Origin of the sequence: Citrobacter pasteurii (genome assembly GCF_019047765.1) — a bacterium.
Taxonomy (GTDB): domain Bacteria; phylum Pseudomonadota; class Gammaproteobacteria; order Enterobacterales; family Enterobacteriaceae; genus Citrobacter; species Citrobacter pasteurii.
On sequence record NZ_CP077262.1, the window covers coordinates 4,403,685 to 4,421,658 of the forward strand.

The window sequence follows — 17,974 nt, forward strand, 5'->3', positions numbered from 1 at the left end:
TCGCATAATCGTAACCTGAAAGACTTACTCTACTTCACGAACATCCACACGCAGCTCTTTCGGCACTTCAAAAACAATGTTTTCTTCGCGGCCTTCCAGCGGGATAGCCTCTCCACCGCCCAACTCCTGCAGGCGAGCAATCACGTTTTGCACCAAGATATCCGGCGCCGAGGCTCCGGCAGTCACGCCCACGCATTTCGCGGCTTTCACCCACGCTTCCTGGATATCAGTCGCATCATCAATCAGATACGCGGCTTTCCCCATTCGCTGGGCCAGTTCAGCCAGACGGTTGGAGTTAGAGGAGTTTTTCGAGCCGACCACCAGCACCACATCGGCCTGTTCCGCCAGCGCGCGAACCGCTTCCTGACGGTTGGTGGTGGCATAACAGATATCGTCTTTGCGCGGCCCGACGATTTTCGGGAAGCGTTGGCGCAGCGCGTCAATGACGTCAGAGGTGTCATCAACGGAGAGCGTGGTCTGCGTCATGAAGGATAATTTGCCTTCATTTTTCACATTCAGTTTCAGCACATCTTCCGGTGATTCAACCAGGTACATTCCCCCTTGCGGGTTGCTGTACTGGCCCATCGTGCCTTCGACTTCCGGGTGACCGGCGTGACCAATCAAAATCGACTCTTCGCCACGACGGCTGGCGCGGGCGACTTCCATATGTACTTTGGTCACCAGCGGACAGGTTGCATCAAAAACCGTGAGGTCGCGGCCTTTGGCTTCGTTACGCACCGCCTGAGACACGCCGTGGGCAGAGAAGATCAGGATCGCGCCATCCGGCACTTCGCTGATTTGCTCAATAAAAATAGCCCCGCGCTCACGCAGGCTATCCACCACATAGCGGTTATGCACCACTTCATGACGGACATAAATCGGCGCGCCATAAATAGCCAGCGCGTTTTCGACAATGCTGATAGCGCGGTCTACGCCAGCGCAAAAACCGCGCGGGTTGGCCAACAGGATCTGCATTTTACGCCTCCAGTGCCGGTTCGACTTCCAGCACTTCAATATCAAAATGAACGGTATGCCCAGCCAGTGGATGATTGAAATCAACCGTGATCGAGTCACCGTTGATTTCGCGGATAACACCTGGCATCTCACTGCCGTCCATTGCGGTAAAGAGCATGATAGCGCCAATTTCTGGCTCGCCCGCGTCCATAAATTCCCGACGCGAGAAATACTGAATTAAGTCTGGACTTGATACGCCAAAGGCGGCATCCGGCTCCAGAGCAAAGGTGGTTTTATCGCCTTCTTTTAGCCCCAGCAGGTGTTGCTCCAGTCCTTCAGACAGAGAACCGTCGCCCAGGCGAAACAGCGCAGGCTTGCCGTTATTGCGGGTTGACTCTGCGGTGGAGCCATCGTCGAGCTTAAGGGTGAAGTGCACCAGCACCGCACTGTTACTCTGTACTGATTTAGACATGCAGGTTGCTCTTTAAAATTGCTGCCACCTGTGTGCCCGGTGGCGTTACGCTTACCGGGCCTACAAGGATCGCAGTAAATTGTAGGCCGGATTAGCATAGCGCCATCCGGCATTTTTTTATGCGGCTTTTTTCTCTTTCGACGGCAGGAAGCCTTCCAGCACAATCAATGCCGCCCCGATACAGATAGCTGTATCGGCCAGATTGAAGGTCGCGAAATGCCAGTCGCCGACGTAAAAGTCAATCATATCAACCACGAAGCCGTGCCACAGGCGGTCGAACAAGTTGCCCAGCGCACCGCCAATGATTAACGCATATGCGATGTTATTCAGCTTCTGCGTCGCCTTCGAGCGATACATCATCACCATCAGGATGACGCAAATACCGATGGCGATACCGGCAAAGAACCAACGTTGCCAGCCGCCGCTGTCAGCTAAGAAGCTAAACGCCGCACCATAGTTACGCGCGTAGTGCAGATTAAGCGACGGAAACAGCGACACCGTATCCCCCAGAGCAAAGTTCTGGAGGATCAGGTACTTGCTGCCTAAATCGATAATCAGCACGACTACCACCAGCCACAGCCAGCGTAGCCCTGTTGAACAGAGAGGCTTACTCATCAGGCAAACTTACGTTGTTCGCCATCACCGGCGATGTTGCTGACACAGCGTCCGCAGATATCTGCATGTTCCGCCACCTGGCCGACGTCGGTAGTGTAATGCCAGCAGCGCGGGCATTTCTCACCTTCGGCTTTGCTCAGTACGATTTTCAGACCTTTGAGCAGTTCGCTCTGCTGAGCATCATCTGGAGCCGCTGCATAATCCGCAACCGTCGCGCCAGAGGTCAGCAGTACAAAACGCAACTCTTCACCCAGCGCGGTCAGTTTCGCCGCCAGTTCAGGTTCAGCGTACAGGGTCACTGCCGCTTCCAGAGAACCGCCGACTTTCTTATCCGCACGCGCCTGCTCGATAACCTTGTTCACTTCGCCACGCACTTTCAGCAGTTCATCCCAGAAAGCGTCGTTCATCGCTTCGGTTTCGCCTAAGCCAAACAGACCTTCGTACCACTCACCGGTGAAGACATACTTCTCGCGATCGCCCGGCAGGTAACCCCAGATTTCATCGGCGGTGAAGGACATGATCGGCGCCATCCAGCGAACCAGTGCTTCCGCAATATGGAACAGCGCAGTCTGGCAGCTACGACGCGCCCGGCTTTCCGCTTTCGCGGTGTACTGGCGGTCTTTAATGATGTCGAGATAGAACGAACCCATTTCTACGGAGCAGAAGCGCATCAGTCGCTGTACCACTTCGTGGAAGTCATACGCTTCGTAAGCTTTCAGGATCTCTTCCTGCGCCGCTTGCGCACAACCTACCGCCCACCTGTCCAGCACCACCATCTCTTCCGGTTTCACCATGTCTTTAACCGGATCGAACCCGTTCAGGTTCGCCAGCAGGAAGCGCGCGGTGTTACGGATACGACGATAGCTGTCGGCAGCACGTTTCAGGATTTCATCAGAAACGGCCATTTCACCGGTGTAGTCGGTAGAAGCGACCCACAGACGCAAAATATCCGCGCCCAGTTTGTTCATCACGTCCTGCGGAGAAACGGTGTTACCGATAGACTTGGACATCTTACGGCCCTGACCATCCACGGTGAAACCGTGAGTCAGTACCTGACGGTATGGCGCTTTGCCTTTCATGGCGGTGGAGATCATCAGAGAAGACATGAACCAGCCACGGTGCTGGTCGGAACCTTCCAGATACATATCTGCCGCATGCCCTGCAAACTCTGGGCGCACGTCTACGACGGATGAGTGAGTTGAACCAGAGTCGAACCACACGTCCAGCGTATCCGGGACTTTGACATACTGGTCAGCTTCGTCGCCGAGAATATCTTTCGGATCGAGATCCCACCACGCCTGGATGCCGTCAACTTCAACCCGTTTGGCCACTTCTTCCATCAGTTCGATAGCGCGCGGATGCAGTTCTTCGGTGTCTTTATGGACAAACAGAGACATCGGCACACCCCACGTACGCTGACGGGAGATACACCAGTCAGGACGGTTGGCAACCATTGATTCAATACGCGCCTGGCCCCAGTCCGGGATCCACTGTACCCCTTTGATCTCTTTCAGCGACTGCGCGCGCAGGCCTTTCTGATCCATGCTAACGAACCACTGCGGGGTCGCACGGAAGATGATCGGCGACTTGTGGCGCCAGCAGCATGGGTAGCTGTGCTGCATTTTTTCGACATGCAGCAGCGCGCCTTTTTCGCTCAGCAGCGCAACAATTTTGTCGTTGGCTTTAAAGACGTTCACACCGTCCAGATCCGGATAGGTACCCGCCAGGTATGCGCCGTCCGGGCCGACCGGGTTAGCGATTTCCAGACCGTATTTTTGGCTGATGACGTAGTCATCCGGACCATGGCCGCCTGCGGTATGTACCGCACCAGTACCTGCATCCAGCGTCACGTGGTCGCCCAGAATTGCCGGCACATCAAAGCCCATAAACGGATGGGTAAAACGCAGCAGTTCCAGCTCAGCGCCTTTCACGGTGCCGAGAATGGTGTATTCAGCCGCGCCAATACGCTGCATGACGCTTTCGACCAGATCTTTCGCCAGAATCACAGCCTGGCCGTCAATCTGCACCAGCGCATAGTCAAAATCAGGTGCCAGAGAGATTGCGCGGTTCGCCGGTAACGTCCACGGGGTAGTGGTCCAGATAACCAGAGAGATCGGGCCGTTGACGTCAGAAACGCCAAATTTTGCTTTTACTGCGTCCGGGTCGGCGGCGTGGAACGCCACGTCGATGGACGGGGAGGTTTTGTCGTAATACTCAACTTCCGCTTCCGCCAGCGCGGAACGGCAGTCAACGCACCAGTGCACCGGCTTCGCACCTTTGTGCAGGTGACCGTTGCCGATGATTTTACCCAGCGCACGAATGATGTTGGCTTCAGTTTTGAAGTCCATGGTCAGGTACGGATGCGACCAGTCGCCCAGCACGCCAAGACGGATAAAGTCTTTACGCTGACCGTCAACCTGGGTAGCAGCGTATTCACGGCACTTGGCACGGAACTCGGCGGCGGTGAACTTCTCGCCCGGCTTGCCGTATTCCTGCTCTACTTTCAGCTCGATAGGCAGACCGTGGCAGTCCCAGCCCGGAACATAAGGCGAGTCATAGCCCGTGAGTCCTTTGGACTTCACGATAATGTCTTTCAGAATCTTGTTAACCGAGTGACCAATATGAATGCTGCCATTCGCATAAGGAGGGCCATCATGCAGAATGAAGGTTTTTTTGCCTTTTTTGGCCGCACGAATGATGCCGTACAGGTCATCATCAGTCCAACGCGCCAGCATTCCCGGTTCACGCTTGGCGAGATCGCCGCGCATCGGGAACCCTGTTTCCGGCAAATTCAGGGTTGATTTATAGTCACTCATCAGATTCTCGGTTCCGTATTTAAAACTCGTATAGGCATTAAGCCGGTTTTGTTAGCCCAAAAAATTCGCGGGCAGTCAACTCATCACGCGCAATCTGCGCTTTTAGTTCATCCAGCGAGGCAAATCGCTGTTCGCTGCGTATTTTTTTACGCAGTACTACATCTATATGGCGACCATACAGGTCCATTACAACGTCCAATAGATGCACTTCCAACTGTTGGCGTACGCCTGCTACCGTCGGACGGGTGCCGATGTTGGCGACGCCGGGGAAAGGTTTATCACCCAGTCCCATCACTTCAACCGCATAAACCCCTTTCACTGGAGACACCTGGCGACGCAGCGGTAAGTTTGCCGTCGGAAAACCGATAGTGCGCCCTAACTCGTCACCATGAACTACGCGTCCTGAGATAGTAAAAGGATGCCCAAGCAGGCTTTCGGCCAGTTGCAGGTTATCGTCTGCCAGCGCCTGACGTACCGCGGTGCTGCTGATACGCACACCGCCCTCACAGAAGGTTTGGGTGCTGGTGATATCAAAACCATACTCAGCGCCCGCTTCCTGTAATAACAAGAAATCACCCGCACGGCTAGCGCCAAAGCGGAAATCATCGCCAACGGCAAGAAATTGTACACCAAGGCGCTTCACCAGCAGGTCGCTGATGAAGGTCTGCGCCGTTAATGCGGCAAAACGTCGGTCAAAACGCACGCACAGTACGTAATCCACGCCGCATTCCGCCAGATAACGCAGTTTTTCCCGCAGGCGTGTAAGGCGCGCAGGCGACTTGTCCGTCGCAAACAGCTCCAGCGGCTGCGGCTCAAAAATCATCACCATTACCGGTAAATTGCGTTTGCGCCCTTCTTCCCGCAACCCCTGCAGCAACGCACGGTGGCCACGGTGCACGCCGTCGAAATTACCAATAGTCAGCACACACCCATGCGGGGCCTGACTGAGATTATGTATGCCTCGTATCAGCTTCATGTCTGGCTCAAAACAGTGAAAATCGTGAAAGTATACCCTGTACCGCGGTCAACGTTAACCGGCGATTGTTTCTACGAAACAGAAAGAGGATGGTTTTCATTGTTATGAAACAAATTGACGCCCTTCACGGGCACACCAATGCAATTTTTCTCGTGGAAAAGCTGTATTCACGCCACGCAAGCTGGTAGAATCCTGCGCCATCACTACGCAACGAGTGCTGGAATTTAAACGGCGCTTATTTGCACAAATCCATTGACAAAAGAAGGCTAAAAGGGCATATTCCTCGGCCTTTGAATTGTCCATATAGAACACATTTGGGAGTTGGACCTTGGCTAATATCAAATCAGCTAAGAAGCGCGCCGTTCAGTCTGAAAAGGCCCGCAAGCACAACGCTAGCCGTCGCTCTATGATGCGTACTTTCATCAAGAAAGTATACGCAGCTATCGAAGCTGGCGACAAAGCTACTGCACTGAAAGCATTTAACGAAATGCAACCAATCGTGGACCGTCAGGCTGCTAAAGGTCTGATCCACAAAAACAAAGCTGCACGTCATAAAGCAAACCTGACTGCACAGATCAACAAACTGGCTTAATCGCCTGCTTGTTGTCGCTTTGTGAAAAAACCCGCGTAAGCGGGTTTTTTTATGTCTGCTTATTTGCTCACTGGCGTAAAGAGTGCGGAATAGTCCGCATTGCAAATACGCTGCACCGCCGGATGCTGGATCATCCTCTCCGCGAATATGGCGTGATACTCCTCCATCACATTCTCAACGCGTCCAATTTCAACAATAGAATCATCAGCATAGAAATTGTGTGAATACAGTGTAGGGGCAACGAATATAGCGTTATGCGTTGCGCCAAACGCTTTCATCAGCGCGGCGTCATCAAACTCGCCAAGGATTTCAACGTTCAGTCCTTGTGAGTTAATCCAGTTCAGTAGCTTACGTCCGAGCATTGAGCGACGACCCGGTATCAGTAAACGACGCTCCTCAAGACAGGCCGGAAACGGCTTCTCAGGCAGCGGCTTGGTGCACCAAAAGCTCACGCTGCATTCGCCAATCCGCACCGAGAATAGCCCTTCCTGCTGCGTCGAGTCGATCGGGCAATCGGAGATAATCATATCCAGCTTATGCTGGCTGAGCTGCTCCAGCAGCATCTCGTGCGTTGACTCAAAACAGCGCAGGTGGATTTGCTCGTTCTCAACCACCGCAGCATCCAGCACGCTGCTAACCAGTTGCTTCGATAATGCATCCGCCACGCCGACATCAAACAGCAAATTAGACTCTTTGCGATAGTTCACGATATCCAGCATCTCCTGGCTTAAGGTGAACATTTTATCCGCATAACGGAAAACTAATTCGCCTAACTCACTGGGTTCCAGCCCTCGCCCCTTACGCTTAAACAACTTCCCTTGTAAGCGTTCCTCAAGCGCTTTGATCTGCCCGGTAATGGTCTGCGGCGTCAGATAAAGCGCTTCGGCTGCCCCCACCACCGAACCTTCCTTATACACATGCCAGAAGTAATACAGGTGGTTGTAATTGATATGAGACATACTCTCTCCCTGAAAATTGTCGCCAAAGCGTCAGCCGATCAGGCTGACACGTTCAATCGAGTGCGTAACCAGCAATAACCGATCACTGCCGACAGTAAAGAACCGATCAGGATCCCCAGTTTTGCCCAGTTAATCAGCTCTGGATCAACGCTGCCAAACGCCAGGCTGGCGATGAAAATCGACATCGTAAAGCCAATGCCGCACAGAATACCCACCGCCATGATCTGTTGGAAATTCGTGCCTTCTGGCAACTGTGCCAGTTTCAGGCGGAGCGCCAGCCAGCAGAACAGGCTAATCCCCAGCGGCTTACCGATGAGCAGGCCAGCGATAATTCCCAGCGGCAGAATCGAGGTCAATCCATCCAGCGTAACGCCCTGCAGCGAAACACCTGCGTTAGCAAAGGCAAACAGTGGCAGAATCAGATAAGCCACCCACGGATGCAGGACGTGCTCCAGACGTTTCGCCGGAGAGCGACCATGCTTTTCCTTCAGCGGGATGAAGAAACCAACGATCACGCCCGCCAGTGTGGCATGTACGCCGGACTTCAGCACTGCCGTCCATAGCACGACGCCAACCAGAATATAAATACCGGTACGTCTGACACCGCACAGATTCAACACCGCCAGAATGAGAATTGCGAACGCGGCAACCCCCAATGAAAGCAGGGAAAGATCGCTGGTATAGAACAGTGCGATGATCACAATCGCGCCGAGATCGTCGATAATCGCCAGCGCCATCAGGAAGATTTTCAGTGCCAGCGGAACGCGACTACCCAACAGTGCCAGCACACCGAGCGCAAAAGCGATATCCGTTGCTGCCGGAATTGCCCATCCTTCACGAGTGATAGGGTCGGCATAGTTGAATGCCAGATACAGCAACGCCGGGACAATCATGCCCCCGATAGCGGCAATGATCGGAAACGCCGCCTGACGTAGGCTGGCAAGCGACCCCTGCATTAACTCACGCTTCACTTCCAGACCAATCAACAGGAAAAACACCGCCATCAACGCGTCGTTGATCCACAGCAGCATATTTTTGTTGATCTCAAGTGCGCCAACCCGCAGTTGGACAGGTGTTTCCAGAAAGGCGTGGTACCATCCACTGGTAACCCCGATATTTGCCATCAGCATAGCGACCACGGCAGCGATGATCAGAATGATGCCTCCCGAGGCGTCGCTACTAAAAAAACGATGCAGATGTTTCACTTTTATTCTCTCTATTGGGTGAATACTTCGTAATTACTATCTTACACCCCCAAAAAGCTCGTTAAAATTAGATTATTTATGATGTATGAATCGGTTTTTCCGAGCATTATCTAATGAGAGAGCACAGTATTAGTTAGTCTGCATCTGAGTGATGCCTCGCATTAAACGCGTATCTTAGATGGTTCAGTGTTGCCGTCACATTTGCCGGAGACATACGGTTGAGGTGTGCCAGAAAAGGATGTGTATCGATAAAATGGATAAAGCGGGTCGCACTCACAAGCGTGGCGCTGCGCTGCATACTCGTTTTTCGGTTCTGCGTTAGGTTACACACTGCCAGCGCGTAGTCACGCGTGGAGAATGTTCGCCAAACGTTATTACGGATGCCGCCCCCCAGAAACAACCTTGGCGGAATATCTTTTTGCGGTGCTGATTCTCCGCGTTCTCTCACAAAAGCAATATGGCAACGCCCTTGCTGAACATGCTGTATATTCGCCATCATGCATCCTCCCAGGATAAAGCATTCCTGATCGAGGTAATGCTGAATATTGAGAGAGCGTTCATCCGTGAGCATTTTAACCAACTCGAAATGGCGATAAGCTGGTAAAACGGGTTTAACTAACATCCCCGGATCATTTTTGTGCAATATTGCGGGGCCGTAATCCACATCAAAAAGCGTCTCCCGCCGCATCGTTATCACTTCTTTACGTTGCACAATATGCACCAACGTACCGGGGGGAAGGCGTTCTTCATAGTTAGAATAATACTGATACTCAGCTTCTACGGGATGAGCTGAGTAATTTGTGGTCACGGCAACAATTCGACCAGTATTCTCTTCTGCAGTGACCAACACATACAGAAAACTATCACCACCGTTAAATTTGATCCGAAAAGCGCGCGTGCTCATGGCGATATCAAATGTAGGAAAAGTAAATTCGCGTTCTGCCAGATTTGCGCTGCGAGAGAGTTTCTGTAACTCCCGATTCAACCCGGTGCTATCCAGCACGAGCGCGCTGCGAATATCCGAAAGCGTCGCACCTTCCTGAATCAGCGTAGCGAGATAATCCTGACGTGCATCTGTTTTCTGCCTGACAGGAGAAATAAATGTTTTATGACAACGCTGACAGTAAATACGCGGTTCTCCTTGCGCAGAAAAACCGTACTTTTTGAGTGAAATCCCCCCGCAATGAGGGCAGGATTTTATCAGCCCTTTCCATGCCTGATTGACCGACTGACAAAAACGGTTGAGCGACCGTTCCGAAATAATGGGGAAGAGAAAACCGCAGGCCCGGCATAGTATATTTTTCCCTTGGTTTTGGTAATCCGGGCTGTTCAACATACCCATATTTTTGCAACCGAGCGTTTTACAACTATCGACATTAATCCAAGAAAACATATTCACTCCCTGCGAATACGATAAGTTCAAGCAAATACTGATTTTATCTCTACAGGTGAAAAACCATTTTCGTAGAGTGTTTTCATGGCACTCATCGTCATTGCGGTATGAGAGAAAAACGCCTTATATCCCGCGCACAAATAGTTGTGATTTCTTTTACCTGATATTGACGGCAAAAAACGGTGCTTAGGACAACCGCCATAACAGGCGAACTGCCATGAGCAGGCGTCACACTCTTGTGCCATTGTGCGTCGCTTATCCTCGCCAAACTGCCGGTTTTTTTCGCTATTGTTCATCGCGCGCAGCGTCGAATCTTGAATGTTCCCCAACTTATATTGTGGATACACAAAGTGATCGCAGTTATACACATCACCGTTCATTTCCATTGCGAATGCGCTACCGCAGGTTGGCGCAAACACGCATACCTGTGGCGGTAACCCACACCACGCCGCGAGCGTCTGCTCAAACATTTGTATGCCGATATCACCAATATCGTTACGGACCCAGACATCAAAAATAGCGTTGAGAAAATGGCCAAATTGCAATGAAGCAACCGACCACGGCATCATTCTTGTTTGTCCGCCTTCAGGATGTGCCAGACCAACATAGCCCTCTTCAGCGCTTCTTTCGATGAGCGGAATAAACTGCATATAGCGGCTGCCAATGCTTTTCAGATAGTTATAGACCCGCACCGGGTGAAGCATATTCGTGCGATTCACCACCGTCAGCGTATTAAATTCTACACCGTGGCGTACCAGGCATTTAACGGCCTGTTCAACTTTCCCATGCGTCGGTTTACCCGAACGAGTAACCCGCCATTCATCATGTAACGCGGCATCACCATCAATAGAAACGCCCACCAGGAAGGCATGCTGCTTAAAAAAAATAGCCCATTCGTCGTCAATCAATATGCCGTTAGTCTGGAAGGTATTTATAATCGTTTTACCGCCAGAATAACGCTGCTGCAATGCTAGCGCTCGCCGATAAAATACCAGCCCCATCAGCGTAGGTTCTCCCCCCTGCCACGCAAAAATCACGTCATTCACATCCTGCGCGGCAATATGCTGTTTGATGAATAACTCGAGCATGTCATCTGACATTCTGTAATTCGCTTTTCTATCCGGATAAAGCATCTCCTTTTCCAGATAAAAACAGTATTTACAGTCCAGATTACATACCGAGCCTGTCGGTTTAATCATGACCTGACAACTTTTTGTTTGCATCGCGATAGTTCCATAAACAAAAGAACCTGGCTCAACACAAAAGCGCTGAACCAGGCGGGCATAGCCCTAAGTGGCATACCTTATGTTTCTTGTAATTATTCAATTAGCCCCAGGTGACTGGCGTTGGCTTGTCACCGCGAGCTTTCATCAGCGAATCGTTGTCAATATCCTGTTTGTATTTCAGGAACTTGCCATACAGTTGTTTCTCGATTTCAGGTTGTTTCCCAATCTGATTAAGAGTTTCAAAGCGATCTTTTTTCAGGTTGTAGAGGTATTTGGGTTTATTTTCACGATCGATAATCATCTTCCAGTCACCATCACGGATCGCCCATTCGTCAGTAGGATCATCCTGGAACGGCATATCAATGCCAAAGATGAGTGGCTTCTGACGTGCTAACGTTTTCTGTTCCAGTAATGGAACCAGAGACTGCCCATCGTAGGTACGATCTGTTGGCAGTTTAAAATTCATCATGTTTGCTAACGTCGGCACCCAGTCAAGACCATAAACTGGCGTATCCGTTACCATCCCCTGCGGAATATGTTTACCGTACTTGATGATTGCCGGAACACGTATACCGCCTTCCCAAAGGTTATCTTTACGACCGCGAAGCCCATCCGTTTCACCCGCCATGTTCAGTTCATACACTTTGCGAGCCTCGCGTGTCACTGGGCCGTTATCACTGGTGAAAATGACAATGGTGTTATCTTCTTCCCCCATTGCCCTGATCTTATCCATTACTTTACCGACCTGAGCATCCATATAGCTGATGTTCGCGTAGTATTCACCCGTTCCTCGCCACGGCTTATCCGCCCAGTCGCCATAAAACAGATCCGGATGCTGTTTCTGGTAAGCGCTCATATATTGCGAATACATATCGAGGTACTTTTTCGGCGAGGCCAGCGGGCTGTGAACTTCCGTGAACGCGACATATAAGAAGAACGGTTTGTCGTCTTTCTTGTTATCCAGCCAGTTGACGACTTCAGAACTGACAAGCTCGCCGCTCATGGTGTCCGCACGACCAATATGCTGTCCATTACGAATCCAGCCAGTAGGATGCACCATGCCATAGCGGGGACGCTCTTTTGCGTTACCAAGCGTAGCATCCGTGACGAATCCCGCCGGGTTTACCAGGGTGTAGTCAAACCCCATGTCCTTCGCCTGCGGTTGATCAGTGCCCCCCGGCATTCAGGTGCAATTTCCCCATCATCGCCGTGTCATACCCCTGTTGCTTTAACAGGTTGGCAATCGTCAGTTCATTCCGTCCCAACGCGACATCTTTGCCTTCAGGGATCCAGGAACGGATCCCTGTACGGAATGGCATACGTCCCGTTAATAAACCAGCACGAGAAGGAGAGCACAGTGGCGCGGGCGCATAGTAGTCGGTAAATTTCACCCCTTCCTGCGCCAGCTTGTCGATATTAGGCGTTTTGACGATTTGATGGCCATAAGTCGCGAGATCGCCATAACCCAAATCATCAGCCATAATAATCACTAAATTAGGCTGTTTTGCTGAAGCTGCATATGTTGTTTGTAATGTGCTCCCGGCACATAATGCCAGTCCAACCAAACTCGCCACGACTGTTTTTTTCATTTCCGATCCTTTGGTTTTATTTAAAATGAATACCCAATCATATAAATCATCTGATCCCCGTAACCGTCATAACCCAATTTGTTTTCAAAATAACGATACGTCATCGTAGCTTTCCATCGTGGATAAAATTTCCACGCCAGTGTTAAACCGCCATTTAATCCACTCCGGCCAAATTGCTGCTCCGCATAAGCATCATTCCTATCAAGCTCAATTTCATTCCAGTCAGATAAAACAAATTTCTCGCCAAATAAGGTAAAGTTGTAAGCCGCAGTCCAGCCAATAACGTAGCCATTCCAGCCGCTGGTTTGTCCGTATCGTTGCGAGACATAATCGCCAGATTGATTATGCAAACCTATATAAGGTTTTAAAAACCCCCAATCTCCGCTCCAGCCGAGATAACCCAGCCCATAAAACATATCCAGATCGTCGCCCCATGCGTTATCCCACTGGCCATAAATCTTGCCAAAGAAGGTATAATCAGAATCAAAAAGACGCACATGGGTTATCGCCGACACTGTATGATTTCGACCGGCAACAGCATGATTTAAAACATTACTTTCAATAAATGAGTAAAACTCGGCTTCTCGGAAATTGACACCAAAATCAGCTGTTGCTTTCCAAACCTCGCCACGATGTACATTGACAAATCCGCTATTCCAGTCGGCATAACCGGCATTAATCGATCCAAAAGAATTTTTATACTCCAGAGCTTGTGCTGCATGGCTAAAAAGAGAGGGCACTGTAAGTATAAGACAAGTTAATAGTCCATTTTTTATCCGAGGCATTGAATGTATTCCCCACAATTATAATTAATCCATCAATAAATATTGTATTGCTGCGGTGAAAAATAATAATGGAATATAATGACAGGATAGTGATGTAAATCTCACATCAAGGAAGGTAGATCGTTATTACTGGAAGAGTGTCAGAATATGTTGTTTGAGAGGAGATAAGTAATTATTTCGCCAGAAATATAACTGTAGTTGCCTTTTAAATTAGGTGGATCGTGATTATTTATTGATGTTAAAACAATCACATCAACCAGGTATGCGGCGGTGAATAACCAAAAAAGATGTTAGTTCTAAAACCGTAGCACTACTCCACACATCATACTATCCCAATAAGGTAAGATAATATTTCCGATGCCAATAAGGGTCTGGATATCCGTCTGCCTGGTAACAAAAAGGCCATCTCATCGCTGAAATGGCCTTTTCTCTACTTTTATTTTAGCGCGTCAAATCGTCAAAGAATTTCTTCACGCCATCGAAGAAGCTTTTGGAACGTGGGCTGTTTTGTTCACCCGTCGGGCCACCAAAGCTATCCTGCAGATCTTTCAGCAGCTGTTTCTGCTTGTCGTTGAGGCCCACCGGGGTTTCAACAACCACACGGCACAGCAGGTCGCCCTGTGCGCCGCCGCGAACAGATTTAACGCCCTTGCCACGCATGCGGAATAGTTTGCCCGTTTGCGTTTCACCCGGAATTTTTAACTTCACACGGCCATCCAGCGTCGGGACTTCAATCTCGCCACCCAGGGCTGCCATTGCAAAGTTAATCGGCACTTCACAGTACAGGTTATTGCCTTCACGCTCGAAGATTGGGTGCTGTTTAACCTGCACCTGAACGTACAAATCGCCTGCCGGTGCGCCATGCTCACCCGCTTCGCCTTCACCAGACAAACGGATACGGTCGCCGGTATCAACCCCTGCCGGGATTTTAACGGACAGCGTTTTGCTCTTCTCAACGCGGCCATGCCCGTGGCATTTGTTGCATGGGTCTTTGATCAGCGTACCGCGGCCCTGACAGTGTGGACAGGTCTGCTGTACGGCAAAGAAGCCCTGGCGCATCTGCACCTGACCGGAACCGTGACAGGTTGGACAAGTCTGCGGCTGAGTGCCTGATTTCGCGCCGCTGCCGTGGCAAACGTCACACTCTTCCAGCGTAGGAATACGGATCTCTTTGGTGACGCCACGCACGGCTTCTTCCAGAGTGAGATCCATGTTGTAACGTAAATCAGCACCACGTGAGGCGCGCTGACGACCACGACCGCCGCCAAAGATATCGCCAAACACGTCACCAAAGATATCGCTGAAGTCAGCCCCGCCGCCAAAACCGCCGCCGCCGCCCATACCGCCTTGCTCAAAGGCTGCATGGCCGTACTGATCGTAAGCCGCACGTTTTTGTGCATCGGTCAGGATCTCGTACGCTTCTTTGATCTCTTTAAACTTGGCTTCGGCCTCTTTATCACCCTGGTTGCGGTCCGGGTGATATTTCATGGCCAGGCGCTTGTAGGCCTTTTTGATTTCACGCTCTTCCGCTGATTTGGAAACGCCTAAAATCTCGTAATAGTCTTGCTTAGCCATCTCTTTTTATCTGCCCCTAACATGCGTGCACGGGCGGAGAGGAAACCTCTTCGCCCGTGCCAGTAATTACCCGTTCAAAGGGCGATTATTTTTTGTCTTTCACTTCTTCAAACTCGGCGTCGACAACGTCGTCATCTTTCGCGTTATTTGCAGAAGCATCAGCGCCTGCTGCACCAGCCTGTTGCTGTGCGTGCTGCTGCTGAGCGATTTCCATCAGTTTCTGGGAAACCTGTGCCAGCGCCTGCATTTTCGCTTCGATATCCGCTTTGTCCTCACCTTTCAGAGAAGTTTCCAGCGCGGTCAGTGCAGACTCGATGGCAGTTTTGTCGTCAGCCGGCAGTTTGTCGCCTGCTTCTTCAACCTGCTTGCGAGTGCTGTGCAGCAGATGGTCACCCTGGTTGCGGGTCTGAACCAGCTCTTCAAACTTACGGTCAGATTCTGCGTTCGCTTCTGCTTCGCGAACCATTTTCTGAATTTCTTCTTCGTTCAGACCAGAAGAAGCCTTGATGGTGATCTTCTGCTCTTTACCGCTATTTTTGTCTTTCGCTGAAACGTGCAGAATACCGTCGGCATCGATGTCAAAAGTAACTTCGATCTGCGGCATACCGCGTGGAGCCGGGCTGATACCATCCAGGTTAAACTGCCCCAGATCTTTGTTATCAGCAGCACGTTTACGTTCACCCTGCAGCACATGGATGGTTACCGCAGACTGGTTGTCTTCAGCGGTAGAGAACACCTGGCTGTGCTTGGTCGGGATGGTGGTGTTTTTCGCGATCAGCGGAGTCATCACGCCGCCCATGGTTTCGATACCCAGAGACAGCGGGGTAACGTCCAGCAGCAGCACGTCTTTAACATCACCGGTCAATACACCACCCTGAACAGCAGCACCGATTGCTACGGCTTCGTCCGGGTTAACGTCTTTACGCGGCTCTTTACCGAAGAACTCAGCGACTTTTTTCTGCACCATCGGCATACGCGTCTGACCACCAACGAGGATAACGTCGTTGATATCAGATACGGACAGGCCAGCATCCTGCAGAGCAACTTTCAGCGGCTCGATAGAACGGTTAACCAGGTCTTCAACCAGGCTTTCCAGTTTTGCACGAGTCACTTTGATGTTCATGTGTTTCGGACCGGTCGCATCTGCAGTGATGTACGGCAGGTTTACGTCGGTCTGCTGAGCGGAAGACAGCTCGATCTTCGCTTTCTCAGCGGCTTCTTTCAGACGCTGCATCGCCAGCGGGTCATTACGCAGGTCGATACCCTGATCTTTCTTAAACTCGTCAACCAGGTAGTTGATCATACGGCTGTCGAAGTCTTCACCACCCAGGTGGGTATCACCGTTGGTTGCCAGAACTTCGAAGGTTTTTTCGCCGTCAACTTCGTCGATTTCGATAATAGAGATATCGAAAGTACCACCACCGAGGTCATATACCGCGATAGTACGGTTGCCGACTTCTTTATCCAGACCGTAAGCCAGCGCAGCTGCGGTTGGTTCGTTGATGATACGTTTTACTTCCAGACCTGCGATACGACCGGCGTCTTTGGTTGCCTGACGCTGAGCATCGTTAAAGTATGCAGGAACGGTGATAACGGCTTCAGTTACCGGTTCACCCAGGTAATCTTCAGCGGTTTTCTTCATTTTTTTCAGCACTTCAGCAGAAATCTGCGGCGGTGCCAGTTTCTGACCTTTTACGTCAATCCATGCATCACCGTTGTCAGCACCGATGATTTTGTACGGCATGATGGCTTCATCACGCTGTACTTCTTCGTCCTGGAAGCGGCGGCCAATCAGGCGTTTAATCGCAAACAGGGTGTTTTGCGGGTTTGTCACTGCCTGACGTTTAGCCGGCTGACCAACCAGAGTTTCACCATCCTGGGTATAAGCAATGATAGAAGGCGTGGTGCGATCGCCCTCGGCGTTCTCCAGCACACGTGCAGTAGTGCCATCCATAATCGCTACACAAGAGTTGGTAGTACCCAGGTCGATACCAATAATTTTACCCATCTAAACGTCTCCACTAAAAATTCGGTCATCATGTGGTTGTGAATCTGTAATAAGGGCGAAACGTGCGGTTTCAACTACCCTGAATCGTTTTTTTTCAGACTCACCACTGCGGTTGCTTACAAGATGGGGTCGTAACCCACGTCATCAAGGGGGGCATGAAAATTTTTTTTAGCGTCGTGGCGATAAAATCGTATAAAAAAGGCAAAAAGCCGAAAAAAATGAATAGTCGCCAATTAAAATTAATTCATAAAACCAATTAAATTGACAAAATCATTCACGATAAAATTGTAATAAAAAGAAAAGATTACAAGCATGAATCGTGATTCTGACAGCGGTAAGATGGTCTGAAACGACACACTTTTACAGCCGTCAAAGAGAAATTCCATGAAATCCGTATTAACCCTTTCCGCCAGCCTGCTTATGGGCCTGCTGCTAAGCGGCGCCGCACAAGCGAACGATCATAAAGTCCTCGGCGTGATCGCCATGCCCCGTAATGAAACCAACGATCTGACGCTGAAACTTCCCGTTTGCCGCGTGGTGAAACGCATTCAACTTACGGCCGATCATGGTGATTTACAGCTCAGTGGTGCATCGGTTTATTTCAAGGCTGCCCGCATGTCCAACCAGAGTCTGAACGTGCCTTCGTCCATCAAAGAAGGGCAAACGACCAGTTGGATCAACATCAATAGCGACAACGACAATAAGCGCTGCGTGAAAAAAATTACCTTCTCCGGCCATACGGTGAACTCTTCTGATATGGCGACGCTGAAAATCATCGGCGACGACTAATTCCGTATACTTTTATTCAG

The 17,974-nt window shown here is 50.6% G+C and carries 14 protein-coding genes and 2 pseudogenes; 2 read left to right on the forward strand and 14 right to left on the reverse strand.

Annotated elements, in window-relative coordinates; genetic code table 11:
- Nucleotides 1–24 precede the first annotated feature (24 nt).
- From ispH to I6L54_RS24405, 6 genes and pseudogenes are all read right to left on the reverse strand, one after another.
- Nucleotides 25–975, reverse strand: a complete 951-nt coding sequence (gene ispH / locus I6L54_RS21260; RefSeq protein ID WP_005124087.1) for a 4-hydroxy-3-methylbut-2-enyl diphosphate reductase — start codon at nt 973–975, stop codon at nt 25–27.
- 1 nt (nt 976) lies between these two features.
- Nucleotides 977–1,426: an FKBP-type peptidyl-prolyl cis-trans isomerase gene (gene fkpB, locus I6L54_RS21265; RefSeq protein WP_003018929.1), complete on the reverse strand. Its 450-nt coding sequence runs from the start codon at nt 1,424–1,426 to the stop codon at nt 977–979.
- Between the two features lie 117 nt (nt 1,427–1,543).
- Nucleotides 1,544–2,041 (reverse strand): signal peptidase II, encoded by a 498-nt coding sequence (gene lspA / locus I6L54_RS21270; protein WP_003018932.1) that lies wholly within the window; start codon nt 2,039–2,041, stop codon nt 1,544–1,546.
- A complete protein-coding gene (ileS, locus tag I6L54_RS21275; protein ID WP_040230179.1) occupies nt 2,041–4,857 on the reverse strand; it encodes an isoleucine--tRNA ligase in 2,817 nt (938 codons plus the stop codon). The genes lspA and ileS overlap by 1 nt, the downstream gene beginning before the upstream one ends.
- A gap of 37 nt (nt 4,858–4,894) precedes the next feature.
- Entirely contained in the window at nt 4,895–5,833 is a 939-nt protein-coding gene (gene ribF / locus I6L54_RS21280; RefSeq protein WP_040230181.1) for a bifunctional riboflavin kinase/FAD synthetase, read from the reverse strand.
- Nucleotides 5,834–5,840: 7 nt separating this feature from the next.
- A pseudogene (locus I6L54_RS24405) lies at nt 5,841–6,044 on the reverse strand (DUF2575 domain-containing protein).
- Nucleotides 6,045–6,161: 117 nt separating this feature from the next.
- On the opposite strand from I6L54_RS24405, the gene rpsT reads away from it, so the two are divergent.
- Nucleotides 6,162–6,425 carry a 30S ribosomal protein S20 gene (rpsT, locus tag I6L54_RS21285; RefSeq protein WP_003018940.1) on the forward strand — a complete coding sequence of 88 codons (264 nt, stop codon included), beginning with the start codon at nt 6,162–6,164 and terminating at the stop codon, nt 6,423–6,425.
- Between the two features lie 59 nt (nt 6,426–6,484).
- On the opposite strand, the gene nhaR is transcribed toward rpsT, so the two are convergent.
- From nhaR to dnaK, 8 genes and pseudogenes are all read right to left on the reverse strand, one after another.
- A complete protein-coding gene (nhaR, locus tag I6L54_RS21290) occupies nt 6,485–7,384 on the reverse strand; it encodes a transcriptional activator NhaR (protein WP_040230182.1) in 900 nt (299 codons plus the stop codon).
- Nucleotides 7,385–7,422: 38 nt separating this feature from the next.
- Complete coding sequence (nhaA, locus tag I6L54_RS21295) at nt 7,423–8,589, reverse strand: Na+/H+ antiporter NhaA (protein WP_040230184.1); 1,167 nt, start codon at nt 8,587–8,589, stop codon at nt 7,423–7,425.
- Between the two features lie 133 nt (nt 8,590–8,722).
- The gene (locus tag I6L54_RS21300; RefSeq protein WP_040230185.1) at nt 8,723–9,982 is read right to left on the reverse strand and encodes an IS1/IS1595 family N-terminal zinc-binding domain-containing protein; all 1,260 of its coding nucleotides are present in this window, start codon (nt 9,980–9,982) and stop codon (nt 8,723–8,725) included.
- Nucleotides 9,983–10,008: 26 nt separating this feature from the next.
- Nucleotides 10,009–11,205 carry an anaerobic sulfatase maturase gene (locus I6L54_RS21305; RefSeq protein ID WP_040230186.1) on the reverse strand — a complete coding sequence of 399 codons (1,197 nt, stop codon included), beginning with the start codon at nt 11,203–11,205 and terminating at the stop codon, nt 10,009–10,011.
- Between the two features lie 103 nt (nt 11,206–11,308).
- Nucleotides 11,309–12,797 (reverse strand): annotated as a pseudogene (locus I6L54_RS21310) (sulfatase family protein).
- Between the two features lie 20 nt (nt 12,798–12,817).
- Nucleotides 12,818–13,582: an outer membrane protein OmpK gene (locus I6L54_RS21315; RefSeq protein ID WP_040230187.1), complete on the reverse strand. Its 765-nt coding sequence runs from the start codon at nt 13,580–13,582 to the stop codon at nt 12,818–12,820.
- Between the two features lie 441 nt (nt 13,583–14,023).
- On the reverse strand, nt 14,024–15,157 hold the full coding sequence (gene dnaJ / locus I6L54_RS21320; RefSeq protein ID WP_005124072.1) for a molecular chaperone DnaJ: 1,134 nt from the start codon (nt 15,155–15,157) through the stop codon (nt 14,024–14,026).
- Nucleotides 15,158–15,242: 85 nt separating this feature from the next.
- The gene (gene dnaK / locus I6L54_RS21325; protein ID WP_003018959.1) at nt 15,243–17,165 is read right to left on the reverse strand and encodes a molecular chaperone DnaK; all 1,923 of its coding nucleotides are present in this window, start codon (nt 17,163–17,165) and stop codon (nt 15,243–15,245) included.
- A gap of 384 nt (nt 17,166–17,549) precedes the next feature.
- Between dnaK and I6L54_RS21330 the strand changes: the two genes are divergently transcribed.
- Nucleotides 17,550–17,954, forward strand: a complete 405-nt coding sequence (locus tag I6L54_RS21330) for a DUF2541 family protein (protein ID WP_005124069.1) — start codon at nt 17,550–17,552, stop codon at nt 17,952–17,954.
- Nucleotides 17,955–17,974 lie beyond the last annotated feature (20 nt).